This is a genomic window from Streptomyces sp. Ru72 (assembly GCF_002920635.1).
GTDB lineage: Bacteria > Actinomycetota > Actinomycetes > Streptomycetales > Streptomycetaceae > Streptomyces.
Genome location: NZ_PQSR01000137.1, coordinates 1 through 16,093, shown reverse-complemented (window position 1 = coordinate 16,093; position 16,093 = coordinate 1). Strand labels below are relative to the sequence as shown.

The following is a 16,093-nucleotide window of genomic DNA, read 5'->3' as shown; positions in this document are numbered from 1 at the left end:
CCGCCCCTCCATGCGCCCTCGGGCGGGCAGCGGCCGAAGCCGCACCGGCCCCTCCTCCATGGTCCCCCCGGCGCGTCAACAGCGACGCGTCACACGTACTCGGTCGGGATCACCGGCTCCCCGCGCGACAGCTGCGTCGCCGACAGCGGCAGGTTGGCGCGGGCGGCCGCGTGCCGGTCGCGGACGACGTCCAGCGGCTCCCGGGAGATCACCTCGCCCCCCTTGACCAGCTGCACCAGCAGCTGCCGGTCGGCCAGCTCGTCCGGCACGGGCCCGATGCCGACCACCTCGGCCTCGGCCACCCCGTGCTCGTCCAGCCGCCGCGCCGCCCACTTGCGCCCGCCGACGGACGTCTTGCCGCCGGTCGACTTCTTCGCCACCGGCACCAGTGGCGCCTTCGGGTCCGCCGACTCGGCCCGGGCGACCAGCTTGTAGACCATCGAGCAGGTCGGGTGCCCGGAGCCCGTCACCAGCCGGGTGCCCACGCCGTAGGCGTCCACCGGTGCCGCCGCGAGCGAGGCGATGGCGTACTCGTCCAGGTCCGAGGTCACGATGATCTTCGTCTGCGAGGCGCCCAGCGCGTCCAGCTGCTGCCGGACCCGGTGCGCGACCAGCAGCAGGTCGCCCGAGTCGATGCGCACGGCGCCCAGCTCGGGCCCGGCCACCTCGACGGCCAGCCGGACGGCCTCCGTGACGTCGTAGGTGTCCACGAGCAGCGTGGTGCCACGGCCAAGCGACTCCACCTGGGCCCGGAAGGCGTCCCGCTCGCTGTCGTGCAGCAGGGTGAAGGCGTGTGCGGACGTCCCGACCGTCGGAATGCCGTACCGGAAGCCGGCCGCGAGGTCCGAGGTGGTGGTGAAGCCGCCGACGTACGCGGCTCGGGAGGCGGCCACGGCGGCCAGCTCGTGGGTGCGCCGGGCGCCCATCTCGATCAGCGGCCGGTCCCCGGCGGCGGAGGCCATGCGCGAGGCGGCGGCCGCGACGGCCGAGTCGTGGTTGAGGATCGACAGGATGACCGTCTCCAGCAGCACGCACTCGGCGAAGGAGCCCTCGACCCGCATGATCGGCGAGCCGGGGAAGTACACCTCGCCCTCCGGGTAGCCCCAGATGTCGCCGCCGAAGCGATAGCCGGCGAGCCAGTCCAGCGTCGCGTCGTCGACGACCCGGCGCTCGCGCAGGAAGCCGAGGACGCCCGCGTCGAAGCGGAAGTTCTCCACCGCGTCCAGGACACGCCCCGTACCGGCCACCACGCCGTAGCGGCGGCCGTCGGGCAGCCGCCGGGTGAAGACCTCGAAGACGGAGCGCCGCTCGGCGGTGCCCGCCCTGAGGGCGGCCTGCAGCATCGTCAGCTCGTAGTGGTCGGTGAAGAGCGCCGTGGAGGGAACGTCCACCGGCAACCCAAGGTCCGCTACGCCCACCAAAGCTCTCCTCACACACGACTCTTCGGGTGCACCCATCGGTGCTACAAGTGCCTGCGACGGCCGATCGTACTCCTCATCTCGTCAGTCTGACGATTTGCGGGCCGGGTGGAGGTGCCCGTTTGTGCGACCACCCCCCTCGGGTGGCAGCATGGGGCTTGTGACGTCACCCGCTCCCGTAGAGATCGAACGAACACAGTCGGTGGAGGAAGAGTTCGCCGTACCCGAGCCCGACGTCCCCTGGGTCACGATCGTCCACAACGACCCGGTCAACCTCATGAGCTATGTGACGTACGTCTTCCAGACGTACTTCGGCTATTCCAAGGACAAGGCCACCAAGCTCATGCTCGACGTCCACCACAAGGGCCGGGCGGTCGTCTCCAGCGGTACGCGCGAGGAGATGGAACGCGACGTGCAGGCGATGCACGGTTACGGCTTGTGGGCCACCCTCCAGCAGGACCGGAAGTAGCGACCTCCCTTCATGTCAGGACACTTCGAACCGCTCCCCGGCGGCGGCGCGGCCGTCGCCCTCGACGACGTCGAGATCTCCATCATCCGCTCGCTGGCCGTGCAGCTGCTGGAACTCATCGGGCCGGGCCCCGCCGAGAACGCCCCTGAGGATCCGCTCGCCGAACTGTTCGCCGAGGGCCCGAGCGAGCCGCCCGCCGACCCGGTGCTGCGCCGGCTGTTCCCGGACGCGTACGGCGACCCGGGCAGCGAGCCCGTCTCGCCCGGTCAGGCCGAGGAGCTGCGCGCCCACTCCGCCGAGTTCCGCCGCTTCACCGAGAACGACCTGCGCGCCCGTAAACGCGAGAACGCCCTCGCGGTGATCCGCACCCTGGACGCGCTGACCTCGGCGAGCCGGGAGGGCGGGGTGCTGAAGCTGTCGCGTGAGGAGTGCGGGCAGTGGCTCGGCGCCCTGAACGACCTGCGCCTCGCGATCGGCTCCCGGCTCGAGGTCGCGGACGAGGACGACACCGACGAGCTGTACCGGCTGCCGGACGAGGACCCGCGCAAGCCGATGGTGATGGCGTACCTGTGGCTCGGCGGCCTCCAGGAGACGCTCGTCACCACCCTTATGCCCTGACCTGTGCGGATTTCGTGTTCGCTCAGCGGACGCTCAAATCCGGATAACGATCGCGTCACCATTGCGGCCATGTATGGGCCGTTCGTGCGTACTTTGTCCGCTTCTTACTGTGTGCTGCGCCACACCGCGTCCAGGCGATCAGTGTTGCGGTCGTGATAAATCTTCACGACCGCCCGGCGAACACCACCCATGTCGCGCCGGGTGCGCCACCGAGCCGACGACCGTCGGCCAGGCATGAGCGGACCCGGGAAAGCCCGTGCCCCGCTCGCTCCATCAATCCGGGGGGATCGAGACGATCCGCGGCCGACGAGAGGCCCGGGTCGGCATGGAGAAAGGCGCACCACACATGACCTCAGCGCAGGTCGAGAAGGAGAACACCCCTGAGGAGGGGTACGAGCGCGGGCTCGGCAGCCGTCAGGTCCAGATGATCGCGATCGGCGGGGCCATCGGCGTCGGCCTGTTCCTGGGCGCGGGGGCGAACATCGCCAAGGCCGGGCCCAGCCTGATCCTCATGTACGCCCTCGCCGGCGTGATCATCTTCTTCATCATGCGGGCGCTCGGCGAGCTGCTTCTGTACCGCCCGGTGTCGGGTTCCTTCGCGGAGTACTCCCGTGAGTTCCTCGGCCCGTTCTTCGGCTACTTCACCGGCTGGACGTACTGGCTGATGTGGGTGGTGACCGGCATGGCCGAGCTGACGGCCGCCGCGATCTACGTCCACTACTGGTTCCCGTCGATCCCGCAGTGGGTGACGGCGCTGGTCTTCCTGGTGGTCCTGTTCGTGGCCAACCTGATCTCGGTGAAGCTGTTCGGCGAGATCGAGTTCTGGTTCTCGATGGTCAAGGTCACCGCACTGATCGGCATGATCGTCATCGGTCTCGGCGTGCTGACCTTCGGCTTCAGCGCGGCCGGTGACACGGCCACGGTCTCCAACCTCTGGCAGTTCGACGGCTTCTTCCCCAAGGGCATCGGCTCGTCCCTGATGACCCTGCAGGGCGTCATGTTCGCCTACCTCGCCGTCGAGCTGGTCGGTGTCACCGCGGGCGAGTCCGAGGACCCGGAGAAGACCCTCCCCAAGGCGATCAACACCCTGCCCTGGCGTATCGCCCTGTTCTACGTCGGCGCCCTCACCGTGATCCTGTGCGTGGTGAAGTGGACGGAGTTCGCGGCGGGCGTCAGCCCCTTCGTGAAGGCGTTCGCGGTCATCGGCATCCCGGCCGGCGCGGGCATCGTCAACTTCGTGGTGCTCACCGCGGCCCTGTCGTCCTGCAACTCGGGCATGTACTCCACGGGCCGCATGCTGCGCACCCTCGCGGACAACGGCGAGGCGCCCCGCGTCTTCAGCAAGCTGTCCGCCTCGAAGACCCCGGCCCTCGGCATCACCGTCTCGGTCGCCTTCATGGGCATCGGCGTGGTCCTCAACTACGTCGTCCCGGAGAAGGCGTTCGGCTACGTCACCTCGGTGGCCACCGCGGCCGGCATCTGGACCTGGCTGATGATCCTGGTCAGCCACGTCCTGTACCGCCGCGCGGTGGACGCGGGCCGGCTGCCCGCCTCCTCCTTCCCGGCGCCGGGCGGCGCGGTGTGCAGCTGGATCGCCATCGCGTTCCTGCTCTTCGTCACCTGCCTGATCGCCTACGACGCCGACTCCCGCGTCTGCCTGTACGTGATGGCGGTCTGGGCGGCCGCCCTGGCCGTCGGCTGGGCGGTGCTGAAGGCCCGCAACCCGCAGGTCGCCCAGCGCCGCGAGCAGGAGCTGGAGAAGGTCGGCTGAGTCTCCTGGCTCGCTCGTAGCTCACCATGTGGGCCGGTCCGTACCACCCCTCGGTACGGGCCGGCCCTTCTGCTTATGCTGACCGTCATGCTGACCATCACCCAGGCCCTCGTCGACCAGATCGTCGCGCACGCGCGCCAGGACCACCCCGACGAGGCGTGCGGCGTCGTCGCCGGCCCGGCCGGCTCCGACCGCCCCGAGCGCTTCGTCCCGATGCTGAACGCGGCCCGCTCGCCCACGTTCTACGAGTTCGACTCCGGCGACCTGCTCAAGCTCTACCGGGAACTGGACGACCGCGACGAGGACCCCGTGGTCATCTATCACTCCCACACCGCGACCGAGGCCTACCCGTCCCGCACGGACATCTCCTACGCCAACGAGCCCGGCGCCCACTACGTCCTGGTCTCCACCGCCGACACCGACGGCGCGGGCCCCTTCCAGTTCCGCTCGTTCCGGATCGTGGAGGGCGAGGTCACGGAGGAAGAGGTCAAGATCGTGGAGTCCTACTGATCTCGTAGTGCGGATGAAATCTGTCCGAACAGCGAGATCACACTCCAGGGCCCCCGTCGGGAATCGTTACGATGAGCGCATGGTTCTGAACGACGTGAGCGACAAGACGCCGGGCGCACTGCTCGTGGCGCGGCTGCACGTCGACCTGTGCAGGCTCGCCAGCGCCATCTGTTGACGCTGTCCCTGCCGCCGTACGGCCGTGAGCCGCGGCGCCCGACCCGCGTTCCACCACGCACGCTCTCGCGCCGCCGCGCGCTCTCCGACCCGCCATCCTTCCGACAGGAGCCCGCAACCATGGCCATCGAGGTCCGCATCCCGACCATCCTCCGCCAGTACACCGACGGCCAGAAGGCGGTGGAAGGCACCGGGGAGACCCTCGCCGACCTGTTCGCCGACCTCGAGACCCGCCACCCGGGCATCCAGGCCCGCATCGTGGACGGGGGCGAGCTGCGCCGCTTCGTGAACGTCTACCTGAACGACGAGGACGTGCGCTTCCTCGACGGCATCAACACCAAGGTCGCCGACGGCGACAACGTGACGATCCTGCCGGCCGTCGCCGGCGGCATGGCCTGACGGTCGCTGATCACCGATGCGCTACGACTCCCCGCTGGCCGCGGTGGGCAACACCCCTCTGGTGCGCCTGCCGCGGCTGTCGCCGTCCCCCGACGTCCGGATCTGGGCCAAGCTGGAGGACCGCAACCCGACCGGCTCGGTCAAGGACCGCCCCGCGCTGCACATGATCGAGCAGGCGGAGAAGGACGGCCGCCTCACCCCTGGCTGCACGATCCTCGAGCCGACCTCGGGCAACACGGGTATCTCCCTGGCCATGGCGGCCAAGCTCAAGGGCTACCGCATGGTGTGCGTGATGCCCGAGAACACCTCCCAGGAGCGCCGGGAGCTGCTCGCCATGTGGGGTGCCGAGATCATCTCCAGCCCGGCGGCGGGCGGCTCCAACACGGCCGTACGCGTCGCCAAGGAGCTGGCGGCCGAGCACCCGGACTGGGTGATGCTCTACCAGTACGGCAACCCGGACAACGCGGGCGCGCACTACGCGACGACCGGCCCCGAGATCCTCGCCGACCTGCCGTCCATCACGCACTTCGTGGCCGGGCTCGGCACCACGGGCACGCTGATGGGCGTGGGCCGCTACCTGCGGGAGAACAAGCCGGACGTGCAGATCGTCGCCGCCGAGCCGCGCTACGACGACCTGGTGTACGGCCTGCGGAACCTGGACGAGGGGTTCGTGCCGGAGCTGTACGACGCCTCCGTCCTCACCAGCCGCTTCTCCGTGGGCTCGGCGGACGCGGTGACCCGGACCCGTGAACTGCTCCAGCAGGAGGGCATCTTCGCGGGCATCTCCACCGGCGCCGCGCTGCACGCCGCGATCGGCGTCGGCAAGAAGGCCGTCAAGGCGGGCGAGAGCGCCGACATCGTCTTCGTCGTGGCCGACGGCGGCTGGAAGTACCTGTCGACCGGCGTCTACACGGCCGCCACCACGGAAGAGGCCGTCCGGACGCTCCAGGGCCAGCTCTGGGCCTGAGCCCCGGCCCATCCCGCCATCAATGCGCCAACCCCCTCCTATGAGGGGGCTAAGCGTTGCCTACGGCGTGGCAAAGATCTTCGCCGGGGGGAGCCTTTCGGGGGCGGACGGAGCTACGTTCTGCCCGTCCTGTCAATGTCACGCTCATCGGCATCGCAGGGTGTTTTAGGTGTCATGCCCATGACGCGCGTCCCACCGCCGCTACGCGCGTCACGGCCTGCCACTCAGCTCGCGAATCCCCACTTCCGGCTGTGGTCCGCGTCCGGCCCCACCCAGGCCCGCGCGGTGCCGGCCTCGACCGATGGAGGCAACACCCCCATGCGTGAGTCACGCCCGAACAAGCGGCGCCGGAGTCTTCGAAGACTCCTGACCGCCGCCGTCCCGGCCCTCACCCTCACCGTCGCCGGGTTCCTGGCGGCCCCGTCCGCGGGCGCGCAGACCGCGCCCGCCGCCACCGCGCACACCACCCGCACGTCCCAGAACGCCAAGGCGCTCACCGACCCCCAGCGGCAGACCGTCCGCTCGACCGGCAAGGCCGGCCAGAAGGTCCCGACCCAGCACCTGTGCGCCACCGCGAAGCCCGGCCAGGCGTCCTGCTTCGCCCAGCGCCGCACCGACATCAAGCAGCGGCTGGCCTCCGCGCTCGCGGCCGCCGCGCCCTCCGGCCTGGGCCCCGCCAACCTGCACAGCGCCTACAACCTGCCCTCGACCGGCGGCTCCGGCCTGACCGTCGCGGTGGTCGACGCCTACAACGACCCCAACGCCGAGTCCGACCTGGCCACCTACCGCTCGACGTACGGCCTGTCGGCGTGCACCAAGGCCAACGGCTGCTTCAAGCAGGTCAGCCAGACCGGTTCGACCACCTCGCTGCCCACGAACGACTCCGGGTGGGCCGGTGAGGAGGCGCTCGACATCGACATGGTCAGCGCCGTCTGCCCCAACTGCAACATCATCCTCGTCGAGGCCAACTCCGCCAACGACACCGACCTCGGCATAGCCGAGAACGAGGCCGTCTCGCTGGGCGCCAAGTTCGTCTCCAACAGCTGGGGCGGCTCCGAGTCCTCCTCCCAGACCAGCGAGGACACCTCGTACTTCAAGCACCCGGGTGTCGCGATCACCGTCTCCGCGGGCGACTCCGCCTACGGCGCCGAGTACCCGGCGACGTCCCAGTACGTCACCGCCGTCGGCGGCACCGCGCTGACCACCGCCTCCAACTCCCGCGGCTGGAGCGAGAGCGTCTGGCACACCAGCTCCACCGAGGGCACCGGCTCCGGCTGCTCCGCCTACGACCCGAAGCCGAGCTGGCAGACCGACACCGGCTGCTCCAAGCGCATGGAGGCCGACGTCTCCGCGGTCGCCGACCCGGCCACCGGCGTCGCGGTCTACGACACCTACGGCGGCTCCGGCTGGGCGGTCTACGGCGGCACCAGCGCCTCCGCCCCGATCATCGCCGGCGTCTACGCCCTCGCGGGCACCCCGGGCTCCACCGACTACCCGGCGAAGTACCCCTACTCCCACACGGGCAACCTGTACGACGTCACCAGCGGCAGCAACGGCTCCTGCTCGACCTCGTACTTCTGCACCGCGGGCACCGGCTACGACGGCCCGACCGGCTGGGGCACCCCCAACGGCACGACCGCCTTCTCCTCCGGCGGCAGCACCGGCAACACGGTGACCGTCACGAACCCGGGCAACCAGTCGACCACGACCGGCGGCTCGGTCAGCCTGCAGATCAAGGCGACGGACAGCGCGGGCGCCGCGCTCACCTACAGCGCCACCGGACTGCCCACCGGCCTGTCGATCAACAGCTCCACCGGCCTGATCTCCGGCACCGCCTCCACCGCGGGCACCTACAGCGTGACCGTCACCGCCAAGGACGCGACCGGCGCCTCCGGCTCGACCTCCTTCACCTGGACGGTCGGCTCCTCCGGCGGCACCTGCTCCCCGGCGCAGCTGCTGGGCAACCCGGGCTTCGAGTCGGGCAACACCACCTGGAGCGCCTCCAGCGGAGTGATCACCAACGGCAGCGGTGAGGCGGCGCACAGCGGCTCCTACTACGCCTGGCTCGACGGGTACGGCTCCTCGCACACCGACACGCTGTCGCAGTCGGTGACCATCCCGTCCGGCTGCAAGGCCACGCTGACCTTCTACCTGCACATCGACACCGCGGAGACCGGCAGCACCGCGTACGACAAGCTGACGGTGACCGCCGGGTCGACCACGCTGGCGACGTACTCGAACGTCAACGCGGCCTCCGGTTACACCCAGAAGTCCTTCGACCTGTCCTCGTTCGCGGGGTCCACGGTCACCCTGAAGTTCAGCGGCGTGGAGGACTCCTCGCTGCAGACCAGCTTCGTCATCGACGACACCGCCCTGACGACGAGCTGACGCACCTGTGCGCGAAAGGGCCCCGGCCGGGCGTGTGGGCCGGGGCCCGTTTGCGAGCGCGTGGGGATCCTGATGCGCTGGAGAAACGTCACATCGGCACACACGGGCACGAGTGAACGAGAGGCGGCCCTCATGCGCCGTACCACCGCTCAGCGGACCACCGTCATCGCCGTCGCGGCAGCGGCGCTCCTCCTCGCGGGCTGCGGCACGCACAGTGGGCCGGGAGCGGGCGGCAGCGGCGCGGTGTCGACGTCCCCGTCGGTGTCCGGGTCGGCCTCGGCGCCCGCGTCCGGATCGGCCTCTCCCTCGGCCCCCTCCTCCGGAGCACCGGCCCCCACGGCCACTCCCACCGGCTGCGCCCCTCAGGTCCAGCTCACCGTCGCCGACACCGGCCGCACCGTGTGCCTGACCACCGGCGGACAGCTCCGCCTCACCCTGGACGGCACCAAGGACCGCCCCTGGACCCCCGTCACCGCCACCGGCGCGGCGCTGAAGGCCACCAACGCCGGTTTCGTCGTTCAGCCCGGCGACGCCGTGGCCGCGTTCGACGCCGTCGCGCCCGGCACCGCACAGCTGACCGCCACCCGCCCGCTCTGCGCGAAGCGCCCCGGCCAGACGTCGTGCCTCGGCATCCAGCGGTGGAGTGTGACCGTCACGGTGACCAGGCCATGAGGCCCGCCATGAACACGCTCATCCCGCCAGGTACCGCACCTGGTCCCACAGCGCGGGGTCCACCACCCCCACCCGGCGCCGGAAGTCCCACAGCGGCACGTCCCGCAGCTCGTCCGTCTCCAGGAAGCCGGGCCGTCCCTGGGCGTCGCCGACCGACCCCGGCGGAAGCGGGATCACGCCCGCCCGCTCGTCGTGGTACCGGCTGGTGATCCGCGCGACCGTCGCGCTGTCACCGCGCACCGTCAGCACCAGGCACGGCCGCTCCTTGGCGCCCGGCCGGTCCCCGTGGGGCACGCTCGCCCACCAGATCTCGGCCGGCCGCGGATGCACCCGGGCACGCCCCGGAGGACGCGCGGCCGCGGCACGGTGACGCCGCCCGCGCCCCCATCCGTCCACCAGCGTCGCGACCAGCGCGAGCAGCACCACCGCCGCCAACGCGAGCCACCACGACGTGTCCATACGGACGACGGTACCGGCGCGTCCGCATCGCTGCGCGCCCTTCGCAACTCCCATGCGCCGTACCGTGTGCCGCGCGCGCCCTTGTTCCAGCCGAACCGGTGACACCACAGGTGAGTTCCCCCACAACGGCCCCTGGCGGAGGAGCGACCCGCCCTTTTGCGCCTTACGCTCGACGGACCGCACGACCCCCGTCACCGTTCCCCGTCCCCGCCTTGCGCACGTCCCGCCACGGAGGTTCCAGCTCTATGAAGCTCACCGTCGTCGGCTGCTCGGGGTCGTTTCCGTCCGCGGAATCGGCCTGCTCGAGCTACCTCGTCGAGGCCGACGGCTTCCGGCTGCTGCTCGACATGGGCAACGGCGCCCTGGGCGAGTTGCAGCGCCACTGCGGTCTCTACGACCTTGACGCCATCTTCCTGAGCCACCTGCACGCCGACCACTGCATCGACATGCTCGCGTACTTCGTCGCGCGCTACTACCGCCACGACGGCGGCCGCTGCGCCCCCGTCCCGGTCTACGGCCCGGAGGGCACCGAACAGCGCCTGACCACCGCCTACGGCGACACGCCCTCGGCCTCCTCGATGAGCGAGGTCTTCGACTTCCACACGGTCAAACCGGGCACGTTCGAGATCGGCCCGTTCACCGTGCACACGGAACGCGTACGCCACCCGGTGGAGGCGTACGGCATCCGGATCGAGCACGGCGGCAGGACGCTCACCTACTCGGGCGACACCGGTGTGAGCGAGGCGCTGGACGAACTCGCCCGCGACGCCGACCTGTTCCTGTGCGAGGCCGCGTTCACCCACGGCAAGGAGGACATTCCGAACCTCCACCTGAACGGCCGTGAGGCGGGCGAGACCGCCACCCGCGCCCGGGCCCGCCGCCTCGTCCTCACCCACATCCCGCCGTGGACCGACCCCCAGGTCAACCTGGCGGACGCCCGCGCGGTCTACGCGGGGCCGGTCGAACTGGCGGCGCCACGGGCGACGTACGAGCTCTAAGGTCTTTCGTTCGGATGAGGCCGGATCAGCCCGGATCAGCCCGGCATGATCCGAAGGGGAGGCCCTAGCCACCCCACGCATACGAAGGCCCCGGACCGCGCTGCGGATTCCGGGGCCTTCCTGTGCCCGGGGCTCAGGCCTTGGTCAGGTCCTCGACCTCTTCCTCGGGCTCGCGGCCCGGGGTGGTGAGGTTGAACTTGACGATGGCGAACCGGAAGACGAAGTAGTAGATCGCTCCGAACACCAGGCCGATCGGGATGATCAGCCAGGGCTTGGTGGCGAGGTTCCAGTTCAGCAGGTAGTCGATCGCACCGGCCGAGAACGTGAAGCCGGCGTGGACGCCGAGCGCCCAGGTGATCGCCATGGACAGCGCGGTGAGGACCGCGTGGATCCCGTACAGCACCGGGGCGATGAACATGAAGGAGAACTCGATCGGCTCGGTGACACCGGTGACGAAGGACGTCAGCGCGACCGAGAGCATCAGACCCATCACGGCCTTGCGGCGCTCGGGGCGGGCGGTGTGGGCGATGGCGAGCGCGGCGGCCGGCAGTCCGAACATCATGATCGGGAAGAAGCCCGACATGAACTGCCCGGCGGTCGGGTCACCGGCGAAGAAGCGGTTCAGGTCGCCGTGCACGATGACGCCCGCGGAGTTCTTGTAGTCGCCGATCTGGAACCAGGAGACGGCGTTCACGAACTGGTGCATGCCGACCGGGATGAGCGCGCGGTTGATCAGACCGAACAGACCCGCGCCCACGGCGCCGAGACCGGTGATCCACTTGCCGACGTCGGAGATGCCGTTTCCGATCGGCTCCCAGACCAGGCCGAAGAAGACGCCGAAGACCGTGCCGACGAAAGCCATGATGATCGGGACGAGCCGGCGGCCGTTGAAGAAGCCGAGCCAGTCCACCAGCTTGGTGCGGTGGAACCGCTGCCACAGGACGGCGGAGAGCAGGCCCAGGAGGATGCCGCCGAGGACGCCCGGGTTGTTGTACGTCGCCTCGACTATCTTGCCGTTCTCGATGTGCTGCTCGGACAGCGGGAACGCCTTGAGGACGTTGCTGTAGACGAGGAAGCCGACCAGGGCCGCGAGCGCGGTGGAGCCGTCCGACTTCTTGGCGAAGCCGATCGCGACACCGACGCAGAACAGCAGGGGCAGGTTGTCGAACACGGCGCCGCCGGCGGTCGCGAAGACCGAGGCGACCTTGTGCCAGCCGAGTCCGTCGTCGCCGAACACGTCGGGCTGCCCGAGCCGGAGCAGGATGCCCGCCGCCGGCAGCACGGCGATCGGGAGCTGCAGGCTGCGGCCGACCTTCTGCAGGCCCTGGAACAGACCGGAACCCCGCTTCTTCGCGGGGGCCGCCGTTGATGCGGTGGCGGTGCTCATACTTCCTCCATGTGCCGGGGCTGCCGGGGGACGGGAAGGGGGAGTGGAACGGGGTGAAACAGCCCCGTGTGGTCTACACCACCTGTGGTGTAGACCTGTTGTAGCACGGTGAAGGCGGGATAAGGAACCCATGAATTCTGTGGCCTCGGACAGACGGGGGGCAAATGCCGCACTCGTGATAAAGGCCACGTAGACGGGCGCCCTGTTCCCGCCCGGCGCTTTGCGGCCGTTCCCAGGGTGGTGTAGACCAGCTTTCGACACAGCGGTTCGGCTCAGGGAGTAAGGACATGGCCAGCAAGGCTGAGAAGATCGTTGCCGGACTCGGCGGCATCGACAACATCGACGAGATCGAGGGCTGCATCACCCGGCTCCGCACCGAGGTCCACGACGCCTCGCTGGTCGACGAGGCCGCCCTGAAGGCCGCCGGCGCCCACGGCGTCGTCAAGATGGGCACCGCCATCCAGGTCGTCATCGGCACCGACGCCGACCCGATCGCCGCGGAGATCGAAGACATGATGTGAGCCCGCCGGCTCGCACACCAGTACACGGTCGCAGGCTGTCAGGGGCTTCTCCCACCGCGGGAGAGGCCCCTGACACAGTTGCGGATAGGCTCGGCGCCATGTCTCGAATCGACGGCCGCACCCCCGAACAGCTCCGCCCGGTCACCATCGAACGCGGCTGGAGCAAGCACGCCGAGGGCTCCGTCCTCGTCTCCTTCGGCGACACGAAGGTCCTCTGCACCGCCTCCCTCACCGAAGGCGTGCCCCGCTGGCGCAAGGGCAGCGGAGAGGGCTGGGTCACCGCGGAGTACGCCATGCTGCCCCGCTCCACCAACACCCGCGGCGACCGCGAGTCGGTCAAGGGCAGGATCGGCGGCCGCACGCACGAGATCAGCCGCCTCATCGGCCGCTCCCTGCGCGCCGTCGTCGACACCAAGTCGCTCGGCGAGAACACCGTCGTCCTCGACTGCGACGTCCTCCAGGCCGACGGCGGCACCCGCACCGCCGCGATCACCGGCGCGTACGTGGCGCTCGCCGACGCCGTCGCCTGGGCACAGCGCAGGAAGCTCATCAAGGCCACCCGGCAGCCGTTGACCGGCACCGTCTCGGCCGTCTCCGTCGGCATCGTGGCCGGCGTGCCGCTCCTCGACCTCTGCTACGAGGAGGACGTCCGCGCGGAGACCGACATGAACGTCGTCTGCACCGGCGACGGCCGCTTCGTCGAGGTCCAGGGCACGGCGGAGGCGGCACCCTTCGACCGCGGGGAACTGAACGCCCTCCTCGACCTCGCGATGGCGGGCTGCGAACAGCTCGCGGCGATCCAGCGGGCGGCGCTGGAGGCAACCGCGTAGCGCGGTACGGCGTTTTCAGGAGTGACCCGGGTGGGGCGCACGGACGACACCGCGCGCCCTGCCCTCACCACCCACGGGAGGAAACCGCTCCATGGCCGCGCGCCACCGCCGACGCATCGCCACCGCCGCTCTCACGGCCGTCGCCGTCCTCGCCGCCGTCGGTGCGAGCTCCGGCTGCGACGCCGTGAACAAGGCCATCGACTGCGTCCACACCGCCGACGCCATAGCCGACAGCGTCACCGGCCTCCAGCAGGCCGTCGAGAACGCGGCGAACGACCCGACGCAGACGGACGAGGCCCTCGACTCCATCGAGAAGGACCTCGACAAGATCGGCGACAGGACGGACGACGTCGACGTCAACAAGGCGGTCGACGGCCTGCGCAAGGCGGTCACGGGCGTCCGGGACGCGATGAAGAACGGCGACAAGACCCCCGACCTGGCGCCGGTGACGAACGCGGCGGGCGAACTGACGAAGGTCTGCACCTCGTCCTAGTGCCTGCCGGGGCACCAGCCCGCAGGCGGGCGCCGCGGCCACGGACCGCCCACGGATACTGGTGCCATGACCCGCCTGATCCTCGCCACACGCAACGCCGGAAAGATCACCGAACTCCGGGCGATCCTCGCCGAAGCGGGCCTCCCGCACGACCTGGTCGGCGCGGACGCCTACCCCGACATCCCCGACGTCAGGGAAACCGGCGTCACCTTCGCTGAGAACGCCCTCCTCAAGGCCCACGCCCTGGCCAGGGCCACGGGCCTGCCCGCGGTGGCGGACGACTCAGGCCTGTGCGTCGACGTCCTGGGTGGCGCGCCCGGCATCTTCTCCGCGCGCTGGGCGGGCCGGCACGGCGACGACAAGGCCAACCTCGACCTGCTCCTTGCCCAGCTCGCGGACATCGACGAGCCCCACCGCGGCGCCCACTTCGCCTGCGCGGCGGCCCTGGCCCTCCCCGACGGCACGGAACGAGTGGTCGAGGGCCAACTCCGCGGCACCCTCCGCCACGAGCCCACCGGCACGAACGGCTTCGGCTACGACCCGATCCTCCAGCCGGAGGGCGAGAGGCGCACCTGCGCCGAACTGACCCCCGAGGAGAAGAACGCGATCAGCCACCGCGGCAAGGCGTTCCGCGCGCTGGTACCGGTGGTACGGGAACTGCTGGGCTGACGTCGGCTGCGCGAAAGGCCCGGTCCCTTGCTCGGACCGGGCCTTTCGTCATGCCATGTCTGTGTGCGGTCGGTGGGACTCGAACCCACACGGGATTTCTCCCACGGGCACCTAAAACCCGCGCGTATCGCCTATTTCGCCACGACCGCCCCAAAACGGACACTTTGCCTTCTCGTGCCGCTCGGTGCCGTTCAGTGTACGGGGGACTGCGCACGCCCCGCTGGCCCCCCACCCTTCGGACCACGTCATGTCGCCGTCAGGGCACGGCAGTTCGGGGGCCCGTCGACAGGGCGCGGTGACGTCGAGGGGCCGACGACGGGTGTGCCCCCGGCCCCTCAGCCACCCTCTACAGGTACAGCCCCGTGGAGTCCTCCGCCCCCTCGAAGCGGTCCGCCGCCACGGCGTGCAGGTCGCGTTCGCGCATCAGGACGTACGCGATGCCGCGCACCTCGACCTCGGCCCGGTCCTCCGGGTCGAACAGGACCCGGTCGCCCGGCTCCACGGTCCGTACGTTCTGCCCGACCGCGACGACCTCGGCCCAGGCGAGGCGCCGGCCCACGGCCGCGGTCGCGGGGATGAGGATGCCGCCGCCGGAGCGGCGCTCGCCCTCGCCGGTCTCCTGCCGCACGAGTACGCGGTCGTGCAGCATCCGGATGGGCAACTTGTCGTGGTGGGTCTTCTCGCTCACGCCCTGAACCTACCTGCCTTCGACGGCCTCGCGCGCGGCCGGGTCAGTCCCTGCGCCGCCGGGAGCCCAGCGCGAACAGTCCCACGACGCCGACCACGACCAGCGCCACGGGCACGATGCGCTCCAGCCGCGGCGCGCCCTCCTCGGTGACCAGCTGGCCCTTGACCTCGCTGACGACCCGGTTGACGCCCACATAGGCCCGCCCGAGCGTGTGGTCGATGTTGGAGACGACCTTGGCCTTGGCGTCCCCGACGATCGTCTTCGGGTGCACCCGGACGCCGATCTCGTCGAGCGTCTCGGCCAGCGTCTCGCGGCGGCGCTTGATGTCCGCCTCGATCTCGGCCGGAGTCCTGGTGTCCGGTGTGCTCGACGTGTCCGTCACCGCGCTTCCTCCGTGGTCGTGTGCGACGTGTTCCGCGCAATTTCCTGATTCTGTGCTGGACAGTCTGTCAGCTTCGCGCCGAAGGCACCCATCGGCACCCCCGTGGAGGGGCCGAAGGAGATTAGGCTCGTCCGGTAAACCGCTGATCCGCGTGATCCGCGTGATCGGCGTGATCCGCCCCTTGCCCCGTGAGGTACCGATGAGCGAGCGACTCCAGCCCGGCGACACCGCCCCCGCCTTCACCCTGCCGGATGCCGACGGCAACGAGGTCTCCCTGGCC

At 70.3% G+C, this 16,093-nt stretch carries 19 protein-coding genes, 1 tRNA gene and 1 pseudogene; 15 read left to right on the top strand and 6 right to left on the bottom strand.

Annotation, left to right across the window (positions count from 1 at the left end):
• Positions 1-89: 89 nt before the first annotated feature.
• Positions 90-1,418, bottom strand: coding sequence for a nicotinate phosphoribosyltransferase (locus C3488_RS35965; protein ID WP_103845071.1), 1,329 nt, complete (start codon positions 1,416-1,418; stop codon positions 90-92).
• Between the two features lie 151 nt (positions 1,419-1,569).
• On the opposite strand from C3488_RS35965, the gene clpS reads away from it, so the two are divergent.
• The 9 genes from clpS (at position 1,570) to C3488_RS35915 (ending at position 9,386) form a co-directional block, all read left to right on the top strand.
• Complete coding sequence (clpS, locus tag C3488_RS35960) at positions 1,570-1,887, top strand: ATP-dependent Clp protease adapter ClpS (protein WP_103845070.1); 318 nt, start codon at positions 1,570-1,572, stop codon at positions 1,885-1,887.
• A 12-nt stretch (positions 1,888-1,899) separates the two neighbouring features.
• Positions 1,900-2,505 carry a DUF2017 domain-containing protein gene (locus tag C3488_RS35955; RefSeq protein WP_103845069.1) on the top strand — a complete coding sequence of 202 codons (606 nt, stop codon included), beginning with the start codon at positions 1,900-1,902 and terminating at the stop codon, positions 2,503-2,505.
• A 346-nt stretch (positions 2,506-2,851) separates the two neighbouring features.
• Entirely contained in the window at positions 2,852-4,276 is a 1,425-nt protein-coding gene (locus tag C3488_RS35945; RefSeq protein ID WP_103845067.1) for an amino acid permease, read from the top strand.
• Positions 4,277-4,363: 87 nt separating this feature from the next.
• A complete protein-coding gene (locus C3488_RS35940) occupies positions 4,364-4,786 on the top strand; it encodes a Mov34/MPN/PAD-1 family protein (protein ID WP_103845074.1) in 423 nt (140 codons plus the stop codon).
• Positions 4,787-4,865: 79 nt separating this feature from the next.
• Positions 4,866-4,961 carry a winged helix-turn-helix domain-containing protein gene (locus C3488_RS42445; protein ID WP_216825713.1) on the top strand — a complete coding sequence of 32 codons (96 nt, stop codon included), beginning with the start codon at positions 4,866-4,868 and terminating at the stop codon, positions 4,959-4,961.
• 119 nt (positions 4,962-5,080) lie between these two features.
• Complete coding sequence (locus tag C3488_RS35930) at positions 5,081-5,359, top strand: MoaD/ThiS family protein (RefSeq protein ID WP_103845066.1); 279 nt, start codon at positions 5,081-5,083, stop codon at positions 5,357-5,359.
• A 16-nt stretch (positions 5,360-5,375) separates the two neighbouring features.
• Positions 5,376-6,326 carry a PLP-dependent cysteine synthase family protein gene (locus C3488_RS35925; RefSeq protein ID WP_103845065.1) on the top strand — a complete coding sequence of 317 codons (951 nt, stop codon included), beginning with the start codon at positions 5,376-5,378 and terminating at the stop codon, positions 6,324-6,326.
• 318 nt (positions 6,327-6,644) lie between these two features.
• The gene (locus tag C3488_RS35920; protein WP_103845064.1) at positions 6,645-8,714 is read left to right on the top strand and encodes a putative Ig domain-containing protein; all 2,070 of its coding nucleotides are present in this window, start codon (positions 6,645-6,647) and stop codon (positions 8,712-8,714) included.
• A gap of 132 nt (positions 8,715-8,846) precedes the next feature.
• Positions 8,847-9,386, top strand: coding sequence for a hypothetical protein (locus C3488_RS35915; protein WP_103845063.1), 540 nt, complete (start codon positions 8,847-8,849; stop codon positions 9,384-9,386).
• Between the two features lie 18 nt (positions 9,387-9,404).
• Here the strand turns inward: C3488_RS35915 and C3488_RS35910 are convergent, their stop codons facing one another.
• Positions 9,405-9,845 carry a type II toxin-antitoxin system PemK/MazF family toxin gene (locus C3488_RS35910; RefSeq protein WP_103845062.1) on the bottom strand — a complete coding sequence of 147 codons (441 nt, stop codon included), beginning with the start codon at positions 9,843-9,845 and terminating at the stop codon, positions 9,405-9,407.
• Positions 9,846-10,090: 245 nt separating this feature from the next.
• Here C3488_RS35910 and C3488_RS35905 point away from each other — a divergent pair, with 245 nt between their 5' ends.
• Complete coding sequence (locus C3488_RS35905; protein WP_103845061.1) at positions 10,091-10,843, top strand: MBL fold metallo-hydrolase; 753 nt, start codon at positions 10,091-10,093, stop codon at positions 10,841-10,843.
• Positions 10,844-10,976: 133 nt separating this feature from the next.
• Here C3488_RS35905 and C3488_RS35900 read toward each other — a convergent pair whose 3' ends face one another.
• Entirely contained in the window at positions 10,977-12,230 is a 1,254-nt protein-coding gene (locus C3488_RS35900; RefSeq protein WP_103845060.1) for a PTS transporter subunit EIIC, read from the bottom strand.
• Between the two features lie 287 nt (positions 12,231-12,517).
• Between C3488_RS35900 and C3488_RS35895 the strand changes: the two genes are divergently transcribed.
• From C3488_RS35895 to rdgB, 4 genes are all read left to right on the top strand, one after another.
• Complete coding sequence (locus C3488_RS35895; RefSeq protein ID WP_043440579.1) at positions 12,518-12,751, top strand: glucose PTS transporter subunit EIIB; 234 nt, start codon at positions 12,518-12,520, stop codon at positions 12,749-12,751.
• Positions 12,752-12,849: 98 nt separating this feature from the next.
• A complete protein-coding gene (rph, locus tag C3488_RS35890) occupies positions 12,850-13,581 on the top strand; it encodes a ribonuclease PH (protein WP_103845059.1) in 732 nt (243 codons plus the stop codon).
• A gap of 91 nt (positions 13,582-13,672) precedes the next feature.
• Positions 13,673-14,074 carry a hypothetical protein gene (locus tag C3488_RS35885; RefSeq protein ID WP_103845058.1) on the top strand — a complete coding sequence of 134 codons (402 nt, stop codon included), beginning with the start codon at positions 13,673-13,675 and terminating at the stop codon, positions 14,072-14,074.
• Positions 14,075-14,140: 66 nt separating this feature from the next.
• Entirely contained in the window at positions 14,141-14,743 is a 603-nt protein-coding gene (rdgB, locus tag C3488_RS35880) for an RdgB/HAM1 family non-canonical purine NTP pyrophosphatase (RefSeq protein WP_103845057.1), read from the top strand.
• A 64-nt stretch (positions 14,744-14,807) separates the two neighbouring features.
• Here the strand turns inward: rdgB and C3488_RS35875 are convergent.
• The 3 genes from C3488_RS35875 to C3488_RS35865 all read right to left on the bottom strand — a co-directional run bounded on the left by C3488_RS35875 (position 14,808) and on the right by C3488_RS35865 (position 15,813).
• Positions 14,808-14,892 (bottom strand) — tRNA-Leu (locus C3488_RS35875).
• 197 nt (positions 14,893-15,089) lie between these two features.
• Positions 15,090-15,431 carry a co-chaperone GroES gene (locus tag C3488_RS35870; protein ID WP_181139332.1) on the bottom strand — a complete coding sequence of 114 codons (342 nt, stop codon included), beginning with the start codon at positions 15,429-15,431 and terminating at the stop codon, positions 15,090-15,092.
• A 43-nt stretch (positions 15,432-15,474) separates the two neighbouring features.
• Positions 15,475-15,813: a DUF3618 domain-containing protein gene (locus C3488_RS35865; protein WP_103845056.1), complete on the bottom strand. Its 339-nt coding sequence runs from the start codon at positions 15,811-15,813 to the stop codon at positions 15,475-15,477.
• 199 nt (positions 15,814-16,012) lie between these two features.
• Here C3488_RS35865 and C3488_RS35860 point away from each other — a divergent pair.
• A pseudogene (locus tag C3488_RS35860) lies at positions 16,013-16,093 on the top strand (peroxiredoxin); the annotation flags it as partial.